The sequence below is a fragment of the Alteromonas sp. ALT199 genome, from assembly GCF_018619335.1.
GTDB lineage: Bacteria > Pseudomonadota > Gammaproteobacteria > Enterobacterales > Alteromonadaceae > Alteromonas.
This window is the reverse complement of sequence record NZ_JAHHDX010000105.1, coordinates 48,099-68,185: the sequence shown is the minus strand read 5'-3', so window position 1 is coordinate 68,185 and position 20,087 is coordinate 48,099. Positions and strand designations below refer to the sequence as shown.

Annotated in this window: 16 protein-coding genes; 7 read left to right on the top strand and 9 right to left on the bottom strand. The window is 44.8% G+C overall.

The features are described from left to right. Nucleotides 1-166 precede the first annotated feature (166 nt). Both KL866_RS11730 and KL866_RS11725 read left to right on the top strand, forming a co-directional pair. The gene (locus KL866_RS11730; protein WP_214995164.1) at nt 167-1,021 is read left to right on the top strand and encodes a hypothetical protein; all 855 of its coding nucleotides are present in this window, start codon (nt 167-169) and stop codon (nt 1,019-1,021) included. A gap of 186 nt (nt 1,022-1,207) precedes the next feature. Then, the gene (locus KL866_RS11725) at nt 1,208-1,795 is read left to right on the top strand and encodes a hypothetical protein (RefSeq protein ID WP_025256841.1); all 588 of its coding nucleotides are present in this window, start codon (nt 1,208-1,210) and stop codon (nt 1,793-1,795) included. A gap of 74 nt (nt 1,796-1,869) precedes the next feature. Here the strand turns inward: KL866_RS11725 and KL866_RS20260 are convergent, their stop codons facing one another. The 3 genes from KL866_RS20260 to KL866_RS11715 all read right to left on the bottom strand — a co-directional run bounded on the left by KL866_RS20260 (nt 1,870) and on the right by KL866_RS11715 (nt 6,313). Continuing rightward, entirely contained in the window at nt 1,870-2,601 is a 732-nt protein-coding gene (locus KL866_RS20260; protein ID WP_251139995.1) for a methyl-accepting chemotaxis protein, read from the bottom strand. Nucleotides 2,602-2,654: 53 nt separating this feature from the next. After that, the gene (locus tag KL866_RS20255; protein ID WP_251139994.1) at nt 2,655-3,779 is read right to left on the bottom strand and encodes a cache domain-containing protein; all 1,125 of its coding nucleotides are present in this window, start codon (nt 3,777-3,779) and stop codon (nt 2,655-2,657) included. 350 nt (nt 3,780-4,129) lie between these two features. Then, on the bottom strand, nt 4,130-6,313 hold the full coding sequence (locus tag KL866_RS11715) for a M3 family metallopeptidase (protein WP_214995162.1): 2,184 nt from the start codon (nt 6,311-6,313) through the stop codon (nt 4,130-4,132). Between the two features lie 254 nt (nt 6,314-6,567). On the opposite strand from KL866_RS11715, the gene KL866_RS11710 reads away from it, so the two are divergent. Together KL866_RS11710 and KL866_RS11705 are read left to right on the top strand one after the other, a co-directional pair. Further along, nucleotides 6,568-7,086, top strand: a complete 519-nt coding sequence (locus KL866_RS11710) for a YgjV family protein (RefSeq protein WP_025256839.1) — start codon at nt 6,568-6,570, stop codon at nt 7,084-7,086. Between the two features lie 106 nt (nt 7,087-7,192). Continuing rightward, nucleotides 7,193-7,630 carry a hypothetical protein gene (locus tag KL866_RS11705; RefSeq protein WP_214995160.1) on the top strand — a complete coding sequence of 146 codons (438 nt, stop codon included), beginning with the start codon at nt 7,193-7,195 and terminating at the stop codon, nt 7,628-7,630. A 106-nt stretch (nt 7,631-7,736) separates the two neighbouring features. Here the strand turns inward: KL866_RS11705 and purU are convergent, their stop codons facing one another. Continuing rightward, nucleotides 7,737-8,591: a formyltetrahydrofolate deformylase gene (gene purU, locus KL866_RS11700; protein WP_025256837.1), complete on the bottom strand. Its 855-nt coding sequence runs from the start codon at nt 8,589-8,591 to the stop codon at nt 7,737-7,739. A 225-nt stretch (nt 8,592-8,816) separates the two neighbouring features. Next, complete coding sequence (gene thpR / locus KL866_RS11695) at nt 8,817-9,470, bottom strand: RNA 2',3'-cyclic phosphodiesterase (RefSeq protein WP_025256836.1); 654 nt, start codon at nt 9,468-9,470, stop codon at nt 8,817-8,819. Between the two features lie 229 nt (nt 9,471-9,699). On the opposite strand from thpR, the gene KL866_RS11690 reads away from it, so the two are divergent. Next, nucleotides 9,700-12,378 (top strand): ATP-dependent RNA helicase, encoded by a 2,679-nt coding sequence (locus tag KL866_RS11690; protein WP_214995158.1) that lies wholly within the window; start codon nt 9,700-9,702, stop codon nt 12,376-12,378. Nucleotides 12,379-12,505: 127 nt separating this feature from the next. Here the strand turns inward: KL866_RS11690 and KL866_RS11685 are convergent, their stop codons facing one another. Then, nucleotides 12,506-13,786 (bottom strand): lytic murein transglycosylase, encoded by a 1,281-nt coding sequence (locus KL866_RS11685; protein ID WP_214995156.1) that lies wholly within the window; start codon nt 13,784-13,786, stop codon nt 12,506-12,508. Between the two features lie 268 nt (nt 13,787-14,054). On the opposite strand from KL866_RS11685, the gene mrcB reads away from it, so the two are divergent. After that, nucleotides 14,055-16,406 (top strand): penicillin-binding protein 1B, encoded by a 2,352-nt coding sequence (gene mrcB, locus KL866_RS11680; RefSeq protein WP_025256833.1) that lies wholly within the window; start codon nt 14,055-14,057, stop codon nt 16,404-16,406. Nucleotides 16,407-16,688: 282 nt separating this feature from the next. Here mrcB and KL866_RS11675 read toward each other — a convergent pair whose 3' ends face one another. Beyond that, entirely contained in the window at nt 16,689-16,973 is a 285-nt protein-coding gene (locus tag KL866_RS11675; protein ID WP_025256832.1) for a hypothetical protein, read from the bottom strand. A 375-nt stretch (nt 16,974-17,348) separates the two neighbouring features. Then, nucleotides 17,349-18,272, bottom strand: a complete 924-nt coding sequence (locus KL866_RS11670) for a DUF808 domain-containing protein (RefSeq protein WP_025256831.1) — start codon at nt 18,270-18,272, stop codon at nt 17,349-17,351. 165 nt (nt 18,273-18,437) lie between these two features. On the opposite strand from KL866_RS11670, the gene KL866_RS20580 reads away from it, so the two are divergent. Next, the gene (locus KL866_RS20580) at nt 18,438-19,169 is read left to right on the top strand and encodes an AraC family transcriptional regulator (protein ID WP_214995154.1); all 732 of its coding nucleotides are present in this window, start codon (nt 18,438-18,440) and stop codon (nt 19,167-19,169) included. A gap of 50 nt (nt 19,170-19,219) precedes the next feature. On the opposite strand, the gene KL866_RS11660 is transcribed toward KL866_RS20580, so the two are convergent. Next, nucleotides 19,220-20,062 carry a hypothetical protein gene (locus tag KL866_RS11660; RefSeq protein ID WP_214995180.1) on the bottom strand — a complete coding sequence of 281 codons (843 nt, stop codon included), beginning with the start codon at nt 20,060-20,062 and terminating at the stop codon, nt 19,220-19,222. Nucleotides 20,063-20,087 lie beyond the last annotated feature (25 nt).

Genomic DNA, 20,087 nt, shown 5'->3' with positions numbered 1-20,087 from the left:
GCCTAAACATTTGTCATACCGAGACTTTAGACCAAACAAAGTATACAGCGATATACGCTTAGATTAGGAGTTTAGACCAATGGACAATCTTTAGCGCTTTAAAATGCATGTTAGATGCTCAAAAGCTTTGGTATCATCAACATATATAGTTTTTCGGAGCATTTCTTTGAATAGCCTTTCTAAATTCGTGCTTATACCGCTATCGCTTCTGGGTGTATCAGCATGCGCAGTCCAATACCCAACAGCAAGCGACCTTTTGGATGTAACCAGCATTGTCGAATTACCGGAAGAGCTCTCAGAAACCTCAGGTTCATTTTGTGATGTCGATGGTATTTATTCATTAAATGACTCCGGTAACGAACCGACGATTTATCAAATTAGTTATCAAGGTGATATTACGAAGCGGACACGTTTACCGCTTACAAACAAAGACTGGGAAGCAATAACGGCTGACAAATCGTCTTTTTATATTGCGGATGTTGGAAACAACAAAGGTAAGAGAGAAAAAGTTGAAGTCCACAAAGTGAGTCGAAATAATTTGAACGAAATAACAACGTTCACATTAAAATACGCCGGTAATAACGCTAACAGTAATATTCCTTATGCACATGACTTCGATTCAGAGGCTATGGTAAAGCACGGTGACGATCTTCTTCTTTTTTCAAAAAGTTGGAAAACCGGCATAACCCATATTTACAAAGTAAATGAAGGGGAAGCTGAACAAACTATCAGTCCATTTGGCTTTATCGAAGGGCTACCTGGTGTTGTAACAGGCGTTGATTTTGACCAGCATCAAGGACGGTTCGTTATTACGGGCTACAAATCAGACCCGTTTGGCAATTTTTCAACCTTTATAGCACAAGTAACTCAAGACTATGTGCTCTTAAATATATGGCCGCTAGAGCAATATAAACAAGTTGAAGGCGTATGCGTGGATAGTAACGGCACCTATTGGTTTAGTGAAGAAGCAACGGAAGGGCGAAAAGCATCCCTTTCTAGCGCACAGGTGGTTTCAAAATAAGAGACCCCAATGAGCTTGTTCATTTTTATGGACAAGCGCTCGTGGTGTCATCAATAATTCTTCTTATAAAGTTATCTTTTAGCCGATGTTAGTAAAATGGCTAATACCCAACTGTCCACCTTCCTGTCTATACTGAGATTGTGATCAAATAGGTTGTAGTCAACCACAATTTTAGAGGCAGCGAAAATGAGACGTTTACACCAGTCCCTTTTAGCAATAAGTATTTGCCCATGCTTTTTAATGGTGGGTGCTGCTAATGCTTCAGTGGTTGAAAAAGCACAAGAGTGGCTCAACAAATATTCAGACAGCGACGATACCTTCTCTCTTACCCTCACCAAAAATAAAATTAAATTTAAAGGCTGCAAACAAAAACAGTATCAATTAGCTTTCAGCCAGAAAATAGCGCCCATGTTCAATGTTGAAGCTATTGTTCACTACAACAAAGGCTTGCTAGATTACGGCGTGCTTTCACAACGCGTTAGAAGTCATGAGTTTGAGTTAGTCAGCTGGTGGGATAGGGGCGATTATCGCTTAGGGTTAAGCCATAAAGTGCGCCCTCGTCACGAAATGAGTATTCCGGTTGCGGATACGATTAGACTACCAACTAGCACAACGGCTGGCCTATACGTTGAAATTCCATTTAACGAAGACAAGCACCTTCTTACTGTTGGCGCCATGAGAGAATCGTGGGAAAGTGAAGGGGCATCGCTGCGATTGCCATGGCGCTCAAGTCGCGATAACCAAGTGAAAGTAGAATACGCCATCACTTTCTAAGTAATGGCGCACTATAGTTGCGTTAACTCCCAGCCCCACCATGCACGTCATGATTGATATGCTAGCTTACAAATTTACAGTTTAAATCTGCTCACTTCTGACGAGAGTTCTTGAGCTAGCTCGTCAAGCTTGTCGCTTACATTCACTAATATCTTAGTCGCGTTCAGGGTTTTCTCACTTGATGCGCTAATATCATTAATATTGCGACTAATATCCTCAACCACCGTAGCTTGCTCTTCCGTGGCAGTAGCGACTTGCGTATTTACATCATTAATGTGAGCAATTTCTTCGGCGATATCTTGAAGCAATTTGTCGATTTCATTAGTTGCGGTTACCACGTCGGTAGTGCGCGCTCGGCTAGACTCCATTTGCGACACTGCGGATTTAGAGTCTTGCTGGAACTTATCAATCTTAACCTGTATTTCATCAGTCGCTTGGGCGGCACGTTGTGCAAGTGTTCGCACCTCATCGGCAACCACCGAGAAGCCTCGACCATGATCGCCAGCCCGTGCAGCTTCAATTGCAGCGTTAAGTGCAAGTAGGTTAGTTTGCTCCGAAATACCTCTTATCGTGTCAAGGATACCGCCGATGGCTGCAGTGTGTTCATCTAACGACTGAATAACACGCGATACATCTTGAATTTGGTCTGAAAGCCCGTTTATCGCATGTACTGCCCGCTGGGTGATTTCTCGTCCGTACGCTGAGTTTGTGGTTGCTAAATTCGCATTTTGCGCTGCATGAGTAGCAGACTGGGCCACTTCATTTACCGTACTGCCCATCTCTGTTAAGGCTGCTGCCGCCTGCAACGTCTGATCCCGTTGGCTTTTAGTGGAGTTCTCAGTTTGGTGCGACTGCAGTGCTACATCTTCGGCGATGCTTTTAATGCGTGACTCGTTTTCGCAACTTGCGAAATGGTGCCGTGAAGGTGATCAATAAAGTTATTAAACCCTTCTACCAATCGCGCAATTTCTCTTTGTTCTGGCATAGGAATTCGCGAGCGTAGGTCGCCTTGCCCTTTACCGAGCTGTTGGAAAACATCGGCGAGTGATTCAAGCGGTTTGGTAAGCGTGCCCGCAAGCCAGATACCAATTAAGGCAAACGCACCTGCAATTGCCAGCGCCCAAAAAATGATTTGGCGACTGCCTGCATCTAACGATGCGTATAGTTCGTGCTCAGGCACTTGTGCTACCACATACCAACCCGCTTTTTCCACATAGGTACTGGCGAATAGTTGTGTGTCGCCTGCTGAGTCGCTGGTGGCCATGGCGAACCCCTGACGATTTAGTAATTGCCCTGCTGTACTAGCATCGCTGATAGACGCTAATTTAGCTTTGCCTAATAACTCGGTATTGGGGTGAGCGATAATGGTACCGTTACCGTCTACAAGAAAGACAAAGCCGGTTTGCGCAATTTTCACGGCGTTGATGATATCTAGCAGCTCATCAACTGATTTAGCTACACCTGACATACCTCTGCCGTTTACTTGCTGATAATTGGCAAACAGGCGGTAGCCCTGACCTGGTTCGTTGTATAAGCTTAGCGAGATGGGCTCGCCACTATTTTTATAGGCGAAAAACCACCCATCGAATTCATCGTCTTGAAGCACCCGCAAGAAACCGTCTTGGTTCCAATATTTGTAGGTGGTTCTGTCTACAAATGAAGCTACCGTTAAATCGTTAAATTCAACAATATCGTTCAAGTAGCTAAGCAGACGACGCTCGCCTGCACTGTCGGCGCCCGCTGATGACCAAGCAAGAATATCTGGATTTGAGGCAACGCCGTGCGCCACAGTCAGCATTACACTGGCCTCTCGGTCTACGCGGTTACCAACCTGCTTTAGAAGAGAAGGGAGCTGTAGTTCTTCCATGTTTTCTTTAACAAGATCACGGGCAATCCATTGGCTAATTGAACCTACAAGAATAGCTGCAGCAAGTACCGCCAAAATGAGGGAAATAATAAGTTTTTGTTTAATACTGAAAGTCATAACTTTCGACCACGTAAGTTAATGCTGAAATTTATTTTATTAAAGGTGACGTGGCATTGCAGGCACAGCAACGTCTTGTACTCTTTGTCTTTGCGACTAAGTACGGCTACCTGAATCTTGCGCCAGTATTTTTATTATTATTTTATAGCGCTACAATTTTATCGACCTAAATCCGGCAAAGTTTATACTTTTTGCTAATAAGTAGGTCAAAACGATTGTGAAGCATAGTTGACCAACAGGTCAATAGAAAATATTAGCCTTTACACATAAACAAAAAAGCCCTCGGTTTACTCATCAAACCGAGGGCTAGTTGAAGTAATGCTTATTAGAGCATCAGCTAACGGCTACTCTTAGTCTTCTCTAGGAATAGGGAAGCCGCGGTCACGCATTAGTGCATCTACTTTGGCATCACGGCCACGGAATTTGCGATACGCTTCAGCTGGATCCATTGCGTTACGCACAGCGAATAGGTATTTCACTAAGCGGTCGCCCACTTCTTTATCGTAGAAACCGCCCGGCGCTTCCATAAAGGCTTCCGCAGCATCGGCAGTTAATACTTCTGCCCACATGTAGCCATAATAGGCCGCTGCATAACCTTCGCCTGAGAAAACGTGCCCGAAGTGAGGTGAGCGGTGGCGCATAACGATTTCTTCCGGCATGCCTAGCTTCTTAAGTTCTTCACGCTCAAAAGTATCAGGGTCAATCTTGCTAGGATCCGTAGTGTGGTACTTCAGGTCCATAATGGCAGAAGCCATGTACTCGGTAGTTTTAAAGCCTTCGTTGAAGGTTGAAGCTTTTTTAATTTTTTCCACTAGCTCAGCAGGAATAGGCTCACCTGTTTCATGGTGAACTAGGTAGTTGTTGATTACCTCATCGGTGGTTAACCAGCGCTCTAGCAACTGAGACTGAAACTCTGTGTAATCGCGCACGCCAGAATGCGATGACGGGTATTCGACGTCAGACGCTAAGAAGTGAAGTGCATGACCGAATTCGTGAAAATAGGTTTCAGCATCGTCCCACGAAATAAGCGTGGCTTCACCATCAGCGCCTTTTACGAAGTTCGAGTTGTTAGAAGACAATACGGTTTTCTTGCCATCGAAGGTTGTGTAAGAGCGGTATGTGGTTGCCCAAGCGCCAGAGCGCTTACCTTGACGTGAGAATGGGTCAAGATACCAAAGACCAATGTGTTCACCGCTGTCTTTATCTGTTACTTCCCATACTTTCACGTCTTCGTGGAAAACCGGCACTTTGCCTTCTTCAACAGGTGTAAAGTTGAAGTTGAACAAGCGACCTGCAACGTAGAACATCGCTTCGCGAAGCTTATCAAGCTGTAAGTACTGCTTTACTTCGTTTGAGTCTAGGTCGTATTTTGCCTGACGCACTTTCTCTGCATAGAAGCGGTAATCCCAAGGTGCAATAGTGATGTCTGCACCTTCCTCATCGGCTATGGCTTGCATGTCAGCCACTTCTTCTTCAACACGAGCAATGGCGGCAGGCCATACTTTCATCATCAGGTCCATGGCGTTTTCTGGGTTCTTTGCCATGCGATCTTCTAAGCGCCACTGAGCGTAGTTTTCGTAACCTAATAGCTCAACGCGCTCGTCTCGAAGGGTTAAGATACGCTTAATAATGTCGTTGTTATCAAACTCGTCAGCATTGTCACCGCGGTTGTAGTAAGTACGCCATACTTTCTCGCGAAGCTCTCGATTGGTGGAGTACGTTAAAAACGGATCCATTGATGAACGCGTGTTGGTGATAGCGTATTTACCTTCTTCACCTCTAGAATCAGCCGCTGCTTTTGCTGCCTTAACAAATGATGCAGGCAAACCGTCAAGCTGGTCTTCAGTAATATAGGTAACGTAGTTCTCTTCGTCTGCTAGTACATTGTTAGAAAACTTAGTGTGTAGCGTAGCAAGCTCTTGGTTAATTTCAGCGTAGCGCTTTTTCGCTTCGCCATCTAAGGTCGCGCCATTGCGTGCGAAGCTATTGTAAGTCATCCACGTAATACGCTGTTCTTCTGCCGTGAGCGATTTCAGCTCATCAGACTCGTATACCGTTTTTACTCTTTCAAAAAGCTTTTCATTTTGCGTAATTTGAGTGAAGAAAGCCGACAGCTTAGGCGACATCTCTGCCTGAATTTCGCGGAATTCAGGGCTCGACTTGTTTGAACTCCAAATGCCGTAGTAAGTGAACACGCGACCAAGCTCTGCACCGGCACGCTCCATTTCAACAATTACGTTTTCAAACGTTGGTGGCGCTTCATTGTTAGCGATAGCTTCAATTTCTTTAAGATTCAATTCCATGGCTTTTTCTAGCGCAGGCTTTAAATCTTCTAGTTTCATCTTGTCGAAAGCTGGCACTCCGCCATACGGGCCTTTGAACTCTTGAAGTAGCACGTTATCAAACTGTGCTTGTTGAGATGCTGTTGTATTTTGCACGTCTGCGCTAGATGTTTCTGGTGCTTTTTGTTCTGAACATGCACCGAGTGCAACCACAACCGCCATAGCGGTAAGTGATGTTTTAAATTTACCCATGAGTTTTCCTGTCTGTTTTTATCTATAGGTTTTTGACAAAAACCATCTTAAAATAATGTAAAAATAAGTTAAATGCTCTTTAACGTAATTCCTTGCAGTACAGCGGTTTGGAGAGGAAATCGTACTGGTATGCAATTCGTCGAAATTGCACAAATTTTGATTGGCTTTGCGCTGGTTGGAAATTACACTGCGCGCGTTCTGAATTAGCTGTATTCCACAGCGTGTAAACCACTGACTTATTTACTGTGATCACCATGTTTGAATTACTTCTTCACGGGTTTCCCGTAGCATTCGCCTTGGCCTCCTTTTGGTCGAATACTGAACGCAAATTACTGCTGCTGAATTTAGGATTATGTATTGCCATTGGTTCTCTTTTGGCTTTTGAGCAAGCATGGGGAGGAGTTGTAGTTATTACGGTAGCAGGAATGAGTACCAGCTATCGCATAGTAAAAAATAAGCTACTGTCGCCTATTGCAACTTACATTACTTTAATCACTATGATGGTGATTGTACTGGCAGTAAATAATTTAACCGGTAAAACCTCGCTGATTGAGTCTATGCCTGTGTTAACTTTCATGGCTTATCGCTTTGGTGAACTGCACTGTAAAGAAGCGGGCCTTCGAGTATGCATGATTATTGGCTCCATCAACTTCACCGCGTATGGAGTGATTACTCAGACATGGGGGTTAGCTATTACTGAAGCGCTATTTGCAGTATCAAACCTGTGGTATTACATGAAGCTTAGACGTGCCATGCGTACCAGCCCAATTTAGGTCTACGTTTAATCTAATTCATTTGGGCTGAAGGTACGGGTGTTGAATATATCGTCCTTTTGTGATGTATTTATGGTCAAACGGAATTGAATTCACAGGCAAGGTAATGCAACGCAAACCTATCGACAGAGTAATATTTTTTGGCGTACCGGCTCTTCTTCTCGCTCTTTTTATTTTAAACATAAATACAGACGGTGAATTGAAACTTGCGGCTACCCTTGGCAGTGTAGAGCTTTGTGTTAGTTATTATTCTTTTTTAAGAAGCGGCGGGGTCAGCAGAAGATACCCTATCGAGGATTTGATAGAGAAAGATGGTGAGTCCTTGGTCTTTCATTATTTTCACCGTCATGAGCGCGAGCCACTAAAAGTGAACGCTGACACAATTTATGCGCTTAATTTTTCTCACCGATATCTAGGGGTAATTTTAGATAGGAATGGCAGAGGATTTGATTTTCACTATCCACACAAAGAAGCCGTGATAAAAGCTAGGCTTCAAGAGGTACTTGGTGATGACGGGTTTACTAAAGTAAAAAAGAATGTGTAGATAGCGCGAAACCAGACCAAAAAAGCCCGAGAGTAATTTTGAAGTGACCCCCAATAGTTGGACTATCCAATTACTGGGGGTCTTTTTATTAAACAAACGTAAAGGCTTACGCGAATACCACAGTTTTGTTTCTGTGGATTATCACGCGGTCTTCTAAATGGTAGCGCACGCCGTGAGCTAGCGCGGTTACTTCACAATCTTTACCTTTGCGTACCATGTCTGTAGCACTGTCGCTATGACTAATACGCTTCACACTTTGCTCAATGATAGGGCCTTCATCTAAATCTTTAGTGACATAGTGGCAAGTCGCTCCTATGAGTTTTACACCGCGGTCATAGGCTTGCTGATAAGGTTTAGCGCCAGCAAAACTAGGTAAAAAGCTGTGATGAATGTTAATGGCTTTACCTTGTAGCTCTTGGCATAGCGTATCAGGGAGAATCTGCATAAAGCGGGCAAGTACTGTCAAATCGATTTTGTACTCATGCAGTAAGGTAGTTATTTGCGCAAACGCCGCCTCTTTCCCCAACGCTTTAAAGTCTACCCAATGGAAAGGCACTTTATACCAGTCGGCAAACTGTTTCATTTGTGGGTGGTTACCAATAATGACCGGAATATCACAGTGTAGTTCGCCTGTGTGCCATCGATGAAGTAGGTCAACTAAACAGTGAGATTCAAGGCTGGCTAACAGAGCGACGCGCTGTTTTTTATTCGAGTCGCTCAGCTTCCAGTTCATCTGATATTCATTGGCTAGTGGAGTGAACTCTTTAACAAAGCTCTGATGGTCTAACTTTAGCGAGTCGGTGCTTATTTCGTGACGCATGAAGAAGCGGCCGGTTTGTAAATCGGTGTGGTGGCTCGCTTCAACGATAGTAGCGTTGTGGTCGGCTAAAAATTGCGACACGCTGGCCACTAACCCTATTTGGTCTGGGCAGTCTATAACTAATCTAAATGTTTGTTGCATGTGGGCAGAATGATTTAAAAAAACAGGCTATCTTTTTACCCGTGACGCTAGGCGTTGTAAAGGCTATACCCTATTTAAAGCCAGCTTAAATTGCTATAACTCATAATCACAAAACTTGTTCATCAGATATTATCAAGTTTTCAGGCTTTACGATGGCTAAGCACTGAACAGGCACCTCGCAAATCGATAAGGGTCTATCAGATTCTGCATTACGGAATATTCCCCTTATTCGTCGGTTATTCCCCGGCGTAGCTTTTCTCTTACCGACATGTTGTGTTTCAGCGGCCAAGACTGGCGAATAGGGTAGGTAACCCCTTGTGGCGTAAAGACAGATTCGAAAAGGTGAAATGCTGATACGTGAACGTCTACGCTAGGGCTATAAAGTGGCAGAGGCAAAGTGGATGTGGCCTTTCTAACGATGGTGACGTGAGGTTTATACTCTCTACTTTCTACCTCTATTGCCGCTTTACGGGCCGCTTTTCGTGATAATTTGGCGAGTTCGCTGAGTGCCTTAGGCGTATCTGTGGGTGCAGCAAAGAGTATTTTAGGGCCATTCCACAAACCTGTCGCATCAAGTGTTAAAGAAAATGGTTCGCTAACGAGTTGATCGAGTTCATATACGAGGGCTTCGTGCTGGCGGTGATTTATCTCGCCTAAAAAGCTTAGCGTGATATGAAAGTTTGCAGCTGGCACCGCATAAGGTATTGCGGGCCCTTGACTGTTGATGTGGTCGTTACGCTTGTTATTAGACTTTCGGGGCCTGGTAAACTCGCTCTTTACCCATTGACGTGGCATGATTTCAGGCAAAGCCTGTTGACGCCAGCTATCCAGAGCAAGTTTTTCTGTGGCGCTAAGATCTAAACCAATGAAGCTTCGCATAGCTTTCCTCCTTCCAATTTGCCCTTTAATTTGTACATCACTTTATAGTGGCGCCCGCGCTAAGGTTCCCACAAGCTCATACAAATACAAGCTTATCATGGCATTACCTGCGAGTTCCAAAACAAGTCGCTAGTGTTGAGCTAGATACCAAGTTTTAGAAAAATAGTAGTGATGTTCGGGTGCCTCGATCAAATCAGGTACACTATACCCATCAATTTATAACGCCTTTATGCCCTTTATGTTACAGCCGTTTTCTCATTTACCCGCTTATGAACTTGTTTCACCGCTTCAAGAGGCGGTGACAGATAACAATATCATCGTAGGAGCGCCGCCGGGTGCGGGAAAATCTACCGTGCTTCCATTGTCATTATTGCAATCATCGTTTAAGGGCAAAATTTTACTAATGCAACCACGTCGTGTTGTAGTAAGAAATCTTGCCGAATATCTAGCTAGGCAGTTAAACGAAAGTGTTGGAGAAACAGTTGGCTATCGCATTAAAGGCGAATCTAAAGTTTCATCAACTACTAGACTAGAGATTATCACCGAAGGGGTGCTGACTCGCATGATTCAGCAAGACCCAGAGCTAGCAGGTATTGCCGCTATTGTCTTTGATGAATTTCATGAACGCAGTATTCACAGTGACTTTGGTTTGGCACTGGCGCTTGAGGTTCAGTCTGGGCTTCGCGATGATTTACGCTTAATTGTAATGTCGGCTACCTTAGATGTTGCGCCACTTGAAGCATTGCTCAATGCGTTTAGTGTACTGCCAGTGATGAACTTGCATACGCAAGGTCGCATGTTTCCTGTTGATATTCGCTACACCCAAGATGTGCAAGCTTATGAGTTGGTACCGAAAACCTGCAATATCTTAAAACAGGCGGTAAGCGAGCACGAGGGTGATATTTTAGTGTTTCTTCCCGGGCGGGGGAGCATAAATGCTGTTGCCAGAGAAATTAAAACGCTGGCAGAGAATACGGACATTGCTGTTCACATGCTTTATGGCGCCCTAAGTAAATTAGCGCAGCAAGCGGCTATTGCACCTGACCCGCACAACAAGCGAAAAATCATATTGTCTACCAATATTGCAGAGACGAGTTTAACCATTGAAGGCGTGACTGTGGTTATTGATAGTTTGTGGGAGAACAGCGCTCAGTATCATCCATCGAGTGATATTACGGCGCTCACGCAGCAGCGTATTTCACAAGCGTCAGCCATTCAAAGGGCCGGGCGAGCAGGACGGGTAATGGCCGGAACCTGCTATAGATTATGCAGTAAAAGTAGCTTCGAGCGTTTAGCCAAGCACAACGCGGCGCAAATTGAAAAAGAGGATTTAAGCAGCTTCTTGCTTGATACCTTGGCGTGGGGCAGTAGCCCAGGTACGTTGGCGTTGTTGACTAAACCTACACAAGCGCAGCAGCAAGTCGCGCAGCAAAAGCTTCACCGAGTTAATGCTATTTCACACTCGAGCATTACCCCTTATGGAAGAGCGTTGGCCCAATTGCCTTGCCAGCCCCATTTAGCCCATTTATTACTTACGGTTAGAGCAGGCATAGACGGGCTAAGTGCTGATGAAAATAGTGCACTTCGCTACGCCGCACCATTTGTTGTAGCGATGAGCGAAAGTAATATTAATGTGAGTGGTGCGACAAACGTAATGGATGCGCTGCTTCATGTTAATAGCAGCACTCGCAGTCAGCTTTTAAAACAAGCTTCCCGTTATGCACGCTATGTGCAAAGCGATAATGGAAAAGCGCAGAATGTTAAGCCTGACATTAACGCATTAGACGAACGAGCCCTTGGACTCTGTATCGCCATCGCATTTCCTTTGCTGGTGGGCTATAGGCGCAGTGCGTCAGGTAAATCTGGAGAGAGCCCAAGTGCATCAAAAAATGTAGCAGGGGGCGCAACAAGAAACGGTAGCTCTCAGACAAACACAATCGAATACAAACTGGCGAGTGGAAAGGGCGCGGAGCTTACAGCTGCTGGCAGTACCTCTATTTTTAATGAGAGTGACAAAGGCGATGGCCCTTGGCTGGCAGTACTTGATGGACAGCTTATAAAAAGCACAGTGGCAATACGCTTGGCACAGCCTGTACCTGAAACCTGGTTGCGTTTAGCTTTCCCAGACGCATTCAGTGAAAAGCGCAGCGTTATTCTTAATAGCGACACAGGGGTGATGGAAGCCAGAGCAAGTACGGGCTTTTATGACATAACGCTAAATAGTAAGCCAGTATCTGGGCAAGAAAAGAGTCGAGAAAAAGCTTTCTGGGATGAGGCGTTATGCGACGCGTGGTTTGCGTATCTCGATGCACTACCCCTTTCAAGCTGGCCGCTTTCTGATGCGGACTGGCAATGGTGGCGGAGAGTAGAGATGGCTGGGAAACTCAATTTGCCACAAGACAAAGCCTTCGGTGAGCCCGACCCGTGGCCGTTGTCATTAAGTGGCTTAGTACAAAAAGCCAAAGACAGCCTAGCGCCTGTTTTAAAAAACTGTAAAAGCACAAAAGCCCTTAAGCAGTTGCCTTGGAAGACTGCTTTGAATAATGGTTTATCTTGGCCTCAGCAAGACGCACTGGCCACGCTTTTGCCCATTCACGTGACTATTCCGACGGGCAGAGAGGCTAGCCTAGACTTTCGCGAAAATGGGGATGTGGTGCTGCCGGTCAAAATGACAGAGCTGTATTCGCAAAACGCGCCAATAACGCTAGCGGGCGGGCGAGTAACGGTTGTTTGCGAACTGCTGTCGCCAGCAGGTAGACCACTGCAAACCACCAGTGATTTGGCGGCCTTTTGGCAAGGCAGTTATAGGGAAATACAAAAAGAGATGAAGGGGCGCTACCCAAAGCACTTTTGGCCGGATGACCCTGCCAACGCAGTTCCTACTAGCAAAACGAAAAAACATATGTAGCCTCTGTATTGGAATGACTACACTTATTAGTAACTAACACGGTTGCTTGAGAACAACCCATATAACGCTTAAATAAATGATATCACTGCAACCTTGCAGTGATATTAACGATTTTTTACCAAAGGCGTTACGACTGTGTCGCTTTGTCTCGTTCAAGTTTAACATCAAGCGCAGCCATTACTTCAAGACCTGGAAATCCATCCGCAATCATGTTGCTGCTAATTTGGTAGTTGCGAATTCCTTCACGTGTGGCGGGCCCAATGATGCCGTCAGGTTTACCCACATCGAAGCCCAAATTATTTAGTTTTCTTTGAAGAGCGATAATGTCTTTGCGATTGTAGGCAGGTAGGTCGGGTAAGGTCGCTTTTATACCAGATGCACCGGCTATGCGATCGGCCAATACGCCCACGGCAATGGCGTAAAATTCAGAGTTGTTCCAGCGCATAATAACGCGGAAGTTCTTGTAGGCAATAAAGGCCGGGCCGTTGTGGCCTGCAGGCACAATAACATAGGCTGAAGTATCACCTTCGCCCAGTGCCGAACCATCGGCTTGTTTCACGCCTTGGGTGTTCCATTCGCTAAGCGATTTTCTGTTTTTATAGCCAGACTCTTGATAGTCGAAGTTGTCCGGTAATTGCACTTCACGACCCCAGCGGAAGCTACGCTCCCAACCTAGGCTTGCAAGAAAGTTAGCCGCAGAAGATAACGCATCTTCTTCACTTGCCCACAAATTAATTTGCCCGTCGCCGTCGCCATCAATGGCGTAATGGGTATAGGCCGAAGGCATAAACTGAGTGTGGCCCATAGCACCGGCCCAAGAACCAATCATATCTTCTTTTTGAAGCTTTTCTCGCTCCATCAGTTTCACAGCCACAAGAAACTCTTGGGTGAAGTAGGTGCTTCTTCGTTTATCACAAGCCAGTGTGGCAAGTGAATCGAGAACCGGCATTTTGCCTTTGTAAGAACCGAAGTTTGTTTCCAACCCCCAAAAAGCAAGAAGGTAGTGAGGAGGCACACCGTATTTATCACTTAGCTTATGCAAAAGCTGCTCGTGCTTAGCGTACATTTCCTTGCCTTTGTTGGTTCGCCAGTCGGTAACGCGCTTGCTAAAATATCCCGGAAAGGTTTGTACAAATTCAGGTTGGCTTCGGTCTAGCTCAATCACTCTGTCTTGATGAACAAGTCGAGGGAATACATCATCGATCACCTGCTGGCTAACTCCTTCCTGCTTGGCTTTTTCGGCAAGGGTAGCTGTGCAGTTAGCGAATTGTTCGTTTGCTAGCGCCGAGTTCATAGCTGCGCTTGCGAGAAGCAAAGAAAGTGACGTACGAAGAAATGAAACGTAAGGCTTGGGCCTTTTAAGCGAACGAGTAGAGAAAAAAGAAGACTTGAATGAAGCTAAGCGCATAGTACGATTCCTGTGTTACTTGCCAGCATGCTATCGCATTGTGACCGTAAAACGCGAGTAAAATTCACTTTAGCCTATTAGCCGTCGCACACTTCATCCCGTTTAAACAGTATTTTGATTGGAAGTGTGCATATTTGGAAACAGTTGTTGAGAGGCTGCCCGAATGGTAATGTTAATACTATTAAAACTAACGTTTTAAAAGGCGTTCGTTAAATTCTTATCGCAATGAATGCGATGTCATCCTCAACGATCTTCATGGCGTTTTCACGTGGCAAATAGACAGACAAAAAACAATTCATCTTCAAAAAGCAAAGCATCAAGCAACGGTAAAAGCTCAGCCAAGCGCTCATGGTTTTTTAAGCTGTTCTGGCGAGTCACATTAATTGGCTTGGTCGTACTTGGAGCGTACGCGTTCTATCTCGACGCACAAATTAAACACGCGTTCTCTGGCAATAAATGGGAAGTACCTGCGCAGATTTTTGCGCGCCCTTTGGAAGTCAGCAAGGGTGAAGAAATCACGCCACAAGAAGTTATTGATGAACTCAATTTGCTGGGCTATCGCAAAGTCACTTTTGCTGACGGTAGCGGCGAATACAGCTATCAAAATAAAGTACTAACTGTGCAGCGTCGTGCGTTTCAGTTTCCGGAAGGTGCAGAGCCTTTACGCCACTTGGTGATAACGTGGGAAGGGGCACGCATTGGTGAGATTTATGACAAGTCTCAAAGTCGACCTTTCGGGTCCGTTAAGCTTGAGCCTTGGCTAGTTACGCGTATGACAAGTGGTTCGCAAGAAGACCGCATGTTAGTGACTCTAGATACGATTCCTGAAATGTTGCCGAAGGCGCTGACATTAGTGGAGGATCGAAATTTTTATAATCACCATGGTGTAGCGCCGCTTTCAATATTGCGAGCCCTAATGGCAAATATTGCTGCCGGACGAACTGTGCAAGGTGGCAGTACGCTAACGCAACAGCTAGTTAAAAACATGTTTTTAACCCGTGAGCGCTCGATAGTGCGTAAGGCAAAAGAAGCCATTATGGCAGTAATCATTGACGCCCGTTACAGCAAGTCAGAAATTATTGAAGCTTACTTAAATGAAGTGTTTTTAGGTCAAAATGGCGACATGGCGGTGCATGGCTTCGGGCTTGCCAGCTATTTTTATTTCGACCGACCAGCCAACGAACTTAGTACGCCTGAAATAGCTACGCTGGTAGCTATTATTAAAGGTCCATCTTATTACAACCCTCGCAAACATGCAGAGCGCACGAAAGAGCGTCGTGATTTAGTGCTGCGCATGTTGTTTGATGAAAATGAAATTAGCCGTCAAGACTACGAACGCTTCGTAAACATGCCGCTAGGACTTGCTAGCGGCGCAAGTTTAGCAAGCGGTAAACACCCTGCTTTCATGGAGCAAGTTCGCCGAGAACTCAATGAAATTCTAGCAGAGCCTAGCTTAAGAGACTCGGGCGTAAAAGTGTTTACAACACTAGATATCGTGGCCCAGCGCCGCGCTGAAAGTGCATTGTCAGGCACACTAAACGGCTTGCAAAAAGACAGAAAAGTGCCTTTGCAGGGCGCCATGGTAGTAACCGACAGCGCAAGTGGTGAGGTACGTGCGATTGTGGGCGGAAAAGACTTTGCATTTAAAGGTTTCAACCGAGCACTAGACGCTAAACGGCCAATAGGCTCGCTGATTAAGCCCGCGGTTTACTTAACTGCATTAGAAGATCCCACTCAATTTAATTTGGCTACGCCGCTTAAAGACGAGCCAATTACCCTTGAAAGTCAAAATGGGAAAACATGGTCGCCGCAAAACTATGATAAAGAGTTCAGAGGTCAGGTGCCTTTACTTCAAGGGTTAGTCGAGTCTTTAAATGTACCAACGGTTAATTTAGGCATGCAAATAGGCCTCGATGCCTTAGCCGATACGATTGAGCGATTAGGGGTAACCACACCCGTAGATAAAGTGCCGTCTTTAACGCTTGGTGCGTTTGAATTGACCCCCTTTAGTACCAATCAAATGTATCAGACATTATCAAACGATGGGCGATATATACCGCTTCACACGGTGACCTCTGTAGTAACGGCTGACAACGCATTGCTTTGGAGAAAAGCGGAATTCTTTGCTCAGCGTACTGATGAGGCAGCAACCTACTTACTTAATTACGCTTTATACAAGGTAACAACAGAAGGAACAGCCAAACGCATAGGCTGGAATTTTGGTAATGTGAATATGGCCGGTAAAACGGGAACCACAGATGATTATAGAGATAGCTGGTTTAGTGGGTTTGATAGAAACAACGTAGTTACGGTTTGGGTAGGTAACGATGATAATCAGCCTGTTAACTTAACTGGAGCAGGTGGCGCCTTACCCGTCTTTATTAACTACATGAAATCTCAGTCGCCTAAGTCATTATCAAGGCGTTTCCCTAAAGGCTTGGGTATCGCACATTTTGATGCAAAGACTGGCGCGGTTGTTGTTGCTGGGTGCGCTGGTAGTTTAAGTGTACCGGCTATTTTGGATGTGCTTCCTCCGCCTCAGCAAGATTGTTCAGGACGCCCTGTCGATAAGAATAGCGACAAAGAAGAAAAAAGCTGGTGGGAGCGTATATTCGGATAAAAAAACTCCAGTAAGAAGATAGAAAACACAATCACTTGGCTCAATAAACGCATAGCTAGCGTACAGTCCGTGCTTTCTATCTCCCTCTGGAGTAAAAGCCCAGGGAAGGCAAAACGGGTAGTGGTAGTCGGTTAGGCACCTATTTATTCTTATTGCGTTTTCAGTGACTCTTTTGAAAAAATGTGCGTGCTGTTGAAAACACTACGGCACTTACTAAAAACGCAATAACCGGGCCGAGTACCACCATAAAAAGGGTTGCGGCGGTTAACATGAGCATTCTCCTTATGCGTCGTTATCGTCTGAGCTAATAGGCTCAATTGGTGTAATAGTGATGTCTGCAACTAACGAGCTCGCTTCTTCTACTTCTGGCTCAAACGTGTGGCTTGCGGTTAACACGTCATAGGTCACCCCAAGTTCTAGGTTTTGTTTTACGTCTTGCATGGCGCTTTCAACGATAAAATCTGTATGCGAAACAATGTTGTTCTGAGAGTCGTCAGCGAACGCTGATGCGCCCAATACGCTAGTTGCTAAAATTAGTGCAGTGAAAGTTTTGCGACCGATAAACATAGTAATCTCCTAAAAAAATAAGTTAGACACTGCACTTGAACATACTGCGTGGCAGCTATCATGTTGCTAAAGGTTTCGATAATAAGTCGTTATCAATTAACAATTAGTTTATAGCGAGGGATGTGCCAATTCGTAAAAACAATATATATGCATGAATTTTAAGAAGTTTGTTTAATTTAAAAAAATAACGGTAAGAGCGAGAGGTATTAGAAATACTAAAATTTAGCGAATTTAATGTTGAGGTGGTCAAAATGACCAACTCGGTTTTTTTACTTTCACGCAGCGATACAAGCGGTACCGGGAAAAGCCAAATAAACGAGCGCCGGTGCTTAAGAAAGCGCAGCGCCATCGATGTACAATAGAGAGTTATTGGGGCTAGGATGTTTTATTTTTAAATCGTGAAGCTATTGTCACTACCAGCGCAATGATCACGCCAGCAGCAATACCAACCACGCCATCGCCAAGTATAGACATAACCACCGAAGCGTCTGGGATCAGTGCGGTAAACCACTCAGTAAAAATATGCAAAAAACCTATGCTGTGAGTGAGAATGCCACCGCCAACCAAAAACATGGCAACAGTACCCACTACCGCAAGGGTCTTCATAAGCGCAGGAGCTGTAACCAATAAAGCCCTGCCAATAAATCGTTGAAGTGTGTTCATAGACCCTGTTAGCGACTTGCGAAGCATGTAAAGGCCCACATCGTCCATTTTAACCAAGCCCGCTACTAGTCCATATACGCCAAGGGTAATAACTAAGCTTAGTGCCACTAGTACACCAACTTGCGTAGTAAGCGTTGCATCGGTCACGGTACCTAGTGCTATAACAATGATTTCAGCAGATAAAATGAAGTCGGTGCGTATGGCGCCTTTAATTTTATCTTTTTCAAAAGCCACCATATCCACGTCTTCCTGGCTAAGCGCCTCTATTCGGGCTTCTCGTGTTTTTTCTTCATCTTCGTGAGGAAGGTATTTATGCAGCAGTTTCTCTGCACCTTCAAAACATAAATACAATCCGCCCAGCACTAATAAGACCGTAATCAGTGAGGGAACAAAAGCACTTATAGCTAAAGCTGCAGGAACCAATATCGCTTTATTGATAAGTGAGCCTTTTGCTACGGCCCAGACAACAGGGAGCTCTCGGTCTGCTTTAACGCCTTGGACCTGGTCGGCGTTTACTGCTAAGTCGTCGCCTAAAACCCCCGCTGTTTTTTGCGCAGCGACTTTCGACATGGTTGCTATGTCGTCCATTAATGTTGCAATATCATCAAGTAGGGCAAGTAAGTTAGCTGCTGCCACTGTGATTTTCCTTTTATTCGTTGTTATAAAGTGTGCTGTTTTTATGTTTTATCAACATAGCAAATCGGCAAGCGATAAGTAGTTGCGGCTTACAAAGCATACGCGCAGCATCTTACCTTTGGCAACTTATCAATAAATTGACATCAGAAAAAGGCTGGAATCATTGTGAGTAATGACAAAGAAGCAACTGAATTTCCCTCTCTTTCAGTTCGTTCTTATGCCAGAAAAGCACGTAGTCACGCACATCCTTTTTACCAGTTGGTATTGCCTGTAAACGGGCATATAGAAATAGCGCAAGACTACTTTACAGGCAGTGTTGGTGTAGGAGAGGGAGTCTGTATTGCTCCACATGAGGTACATAATTTCAGTGCAAACGAAAATGCAAAGTTTGTAGTAGCTGACTTACTTTCAGTTCCTGCGCAGTTGCAAGACAAACGCACCCCTATTTTTCAGGTTAATACCGCCCTCCAAGCTTTTTTGAGCTTTGTTGAAGTGCAGTTAACGAATTACGCTTTTTACGGACATGATGAAATGGCCGTGTTATTTCAGGTACTTTTGGCGAAAAGCGAAGCAGGTACGGTGACAGATAAGCGAATCACTCGAGTCTTAAGTCATATACATAGCGATTTAGGGGCATCGCATTCGCTGCAGTTGCTTTCAGAAGTTGCCTGTATGGGAACAACACAGTTCAAAACCCGGTTTAAACAAGCTACCGGTCATTGCTTACGTGATTACCTTGTGAAGGTCAGAATGGAGAAGGCCAAAGCGCTGCTCAGAAATACCGATACGCCTATGTCGAGCATAGCTCAAATAACAGGGTATGAAGATGTTGCTTCATTTAGCCGACGGTTTAAAGCGTATTTCGGGCAACCACCTAAGTCTTTCAAAAGAAAGTAGTAGCGCGAGTACTTTTACCTATTATGACGGTAAACCACTTAAAAAACGGGTTAATATCGTCCTTCGTCTTTAGGGAGTTTATTGACTCTGGCGTCTATAAAACGTTTGTGATCGTCCATTTTGGTGCATTCTAAAGTACCGCCTGTTATCCCGCTCAAAATAGCCAGAGTTTTATTGGTGGTGCTGCTACAGTTTACGCGTTTCGAAGGGCGCCGATTTTCGTTAGCTTTTATTTGCTGTGTGCTTGGACCGCTTAGTACTGGGCTGTTTTTACGTTCTTGAAACTCTCTTGCTGCTTGTTCAGCGTCTTGGGCTACTTTGTCGCTGCGATATCTCTCAAAATAGAGCGCAGCGCCGTCTTTTACCGATAAATTTAACGAACCCGCGCGCCGATTTGCATCTTTCGAAATAGTGGGGGACGGCGGCGTATTGTTCGGCCTATGTTCAACTGGTGCTTGTGGTTTATCAGGCTCTACGATTATCTGTTGTTGGGCTTCTATTTTTTCTAGCAGTTTAGCTTTACTATCAGTTGCTTGCATATTCTGAGATATGTCAGGCTTCTGCTCAGTATTTGGTGTGTCTTGGCGGCGTTCTATTCGCCTAACTACTGTAGCTTGAGGTTGAAGCATGGGAGGGTAATACAGGCGGGCTTTTATCTCTGGCGTACGCTTTAAAACGTTTACACGCTCTCTTTGGTTTTCAATACTTAACTGAGAAAGTATAACGACCAAGATCACCCCAAATACATGCACAAACCCTGAAATTAGTAGCGGCCGCCACGCCGTTTTCTTTGAAACGGAATGATGCTTAATACTGCGCTCTGGCGCAAAGAAAGAAGGAGTGATCGTTGTCATAGTAAACAACAGACCATCCGCTCTGTCGAATAGTTCCATCCTAATTTCATCGTACTTTTTAGTC

Bases quoted from the DNA above. Each gene is read 5' to 3' on its own strand.
- KL866_RS11725 (WP_025256841.1), top strand. From the start codon at position 1,208: ATGAGACGTTTACACCAGTCCCTTTTAGCAATAAGTATTTGCCCATGC.
- KL866_RS20255 (WP_251139994.1), bottom strand. From the start codon at position 3,779: ATGACTTTCAGTATTAAACAAAAACTTATTATTTCCCTCATTTTGGCG.
- KL866_RS11715 (WP_214995162.1), bottom strand. From the start codon at position 6,313: ATGGGTAAATTTAAAACATCACTTACCGCTATGGCGGTTGTGGTTGCA.
- KL866_RS11710 (WP_025256839.1), top strand. From the start codon at position 6,568: ATGTTTGAATTACTTCTTCACGGGTTTCCCGTAGCATTCGCCTTGGCC.
- KL866_RS11705 (WP_214995160.1), top strand. From the start codon at position 7,193: ATGCAACGCAAACCTATCGACAGAGTAATATTTTTTGGCGTACCGGCT.
- purU (WP_025256837.1), bottom strand. From the start codon at position 8,591: ATGCAACAAACATTTAGATTAGTTATAGACTGCCCAGACCAAATAGGG.
- thpR (WP_025256836.1), bottom strand. From the start codon at position 9,470: ATGCGAAGCTTCATTGGTTTAGATCTTAGCGCCACAGAAAAACTTGCT.
- KL866_RS11690 (WP_214995158.1), top strand. From the start codon at position 9,700: ATGCCCTTTATGTTACAGCCGTTTTCTCATTTACCCGCTTATGAACTT.
- KL866_RS11685 (WP_214995156.1), bottom strand. From the start codon at position 13,786: ATGCGCTTAGCTTCATTCAAGTCTTCTTTTTTCTCTACTCGTTCGCTT.
- KL866_RS11675 (WP_025256832.1), bottom strand. From the start codon at position 16,973: ATGTTTATCGGTCGCAAAACTTTCACTGCACTAATTTTAGCAACTAGC.
- KL866_RS11660 (WP_214995180.1), bottom strand. From the start codon at position 20,062: ATGGAACTATTCGACAGAGCGGATGGTCTGTTGTTTACTATGACAACG.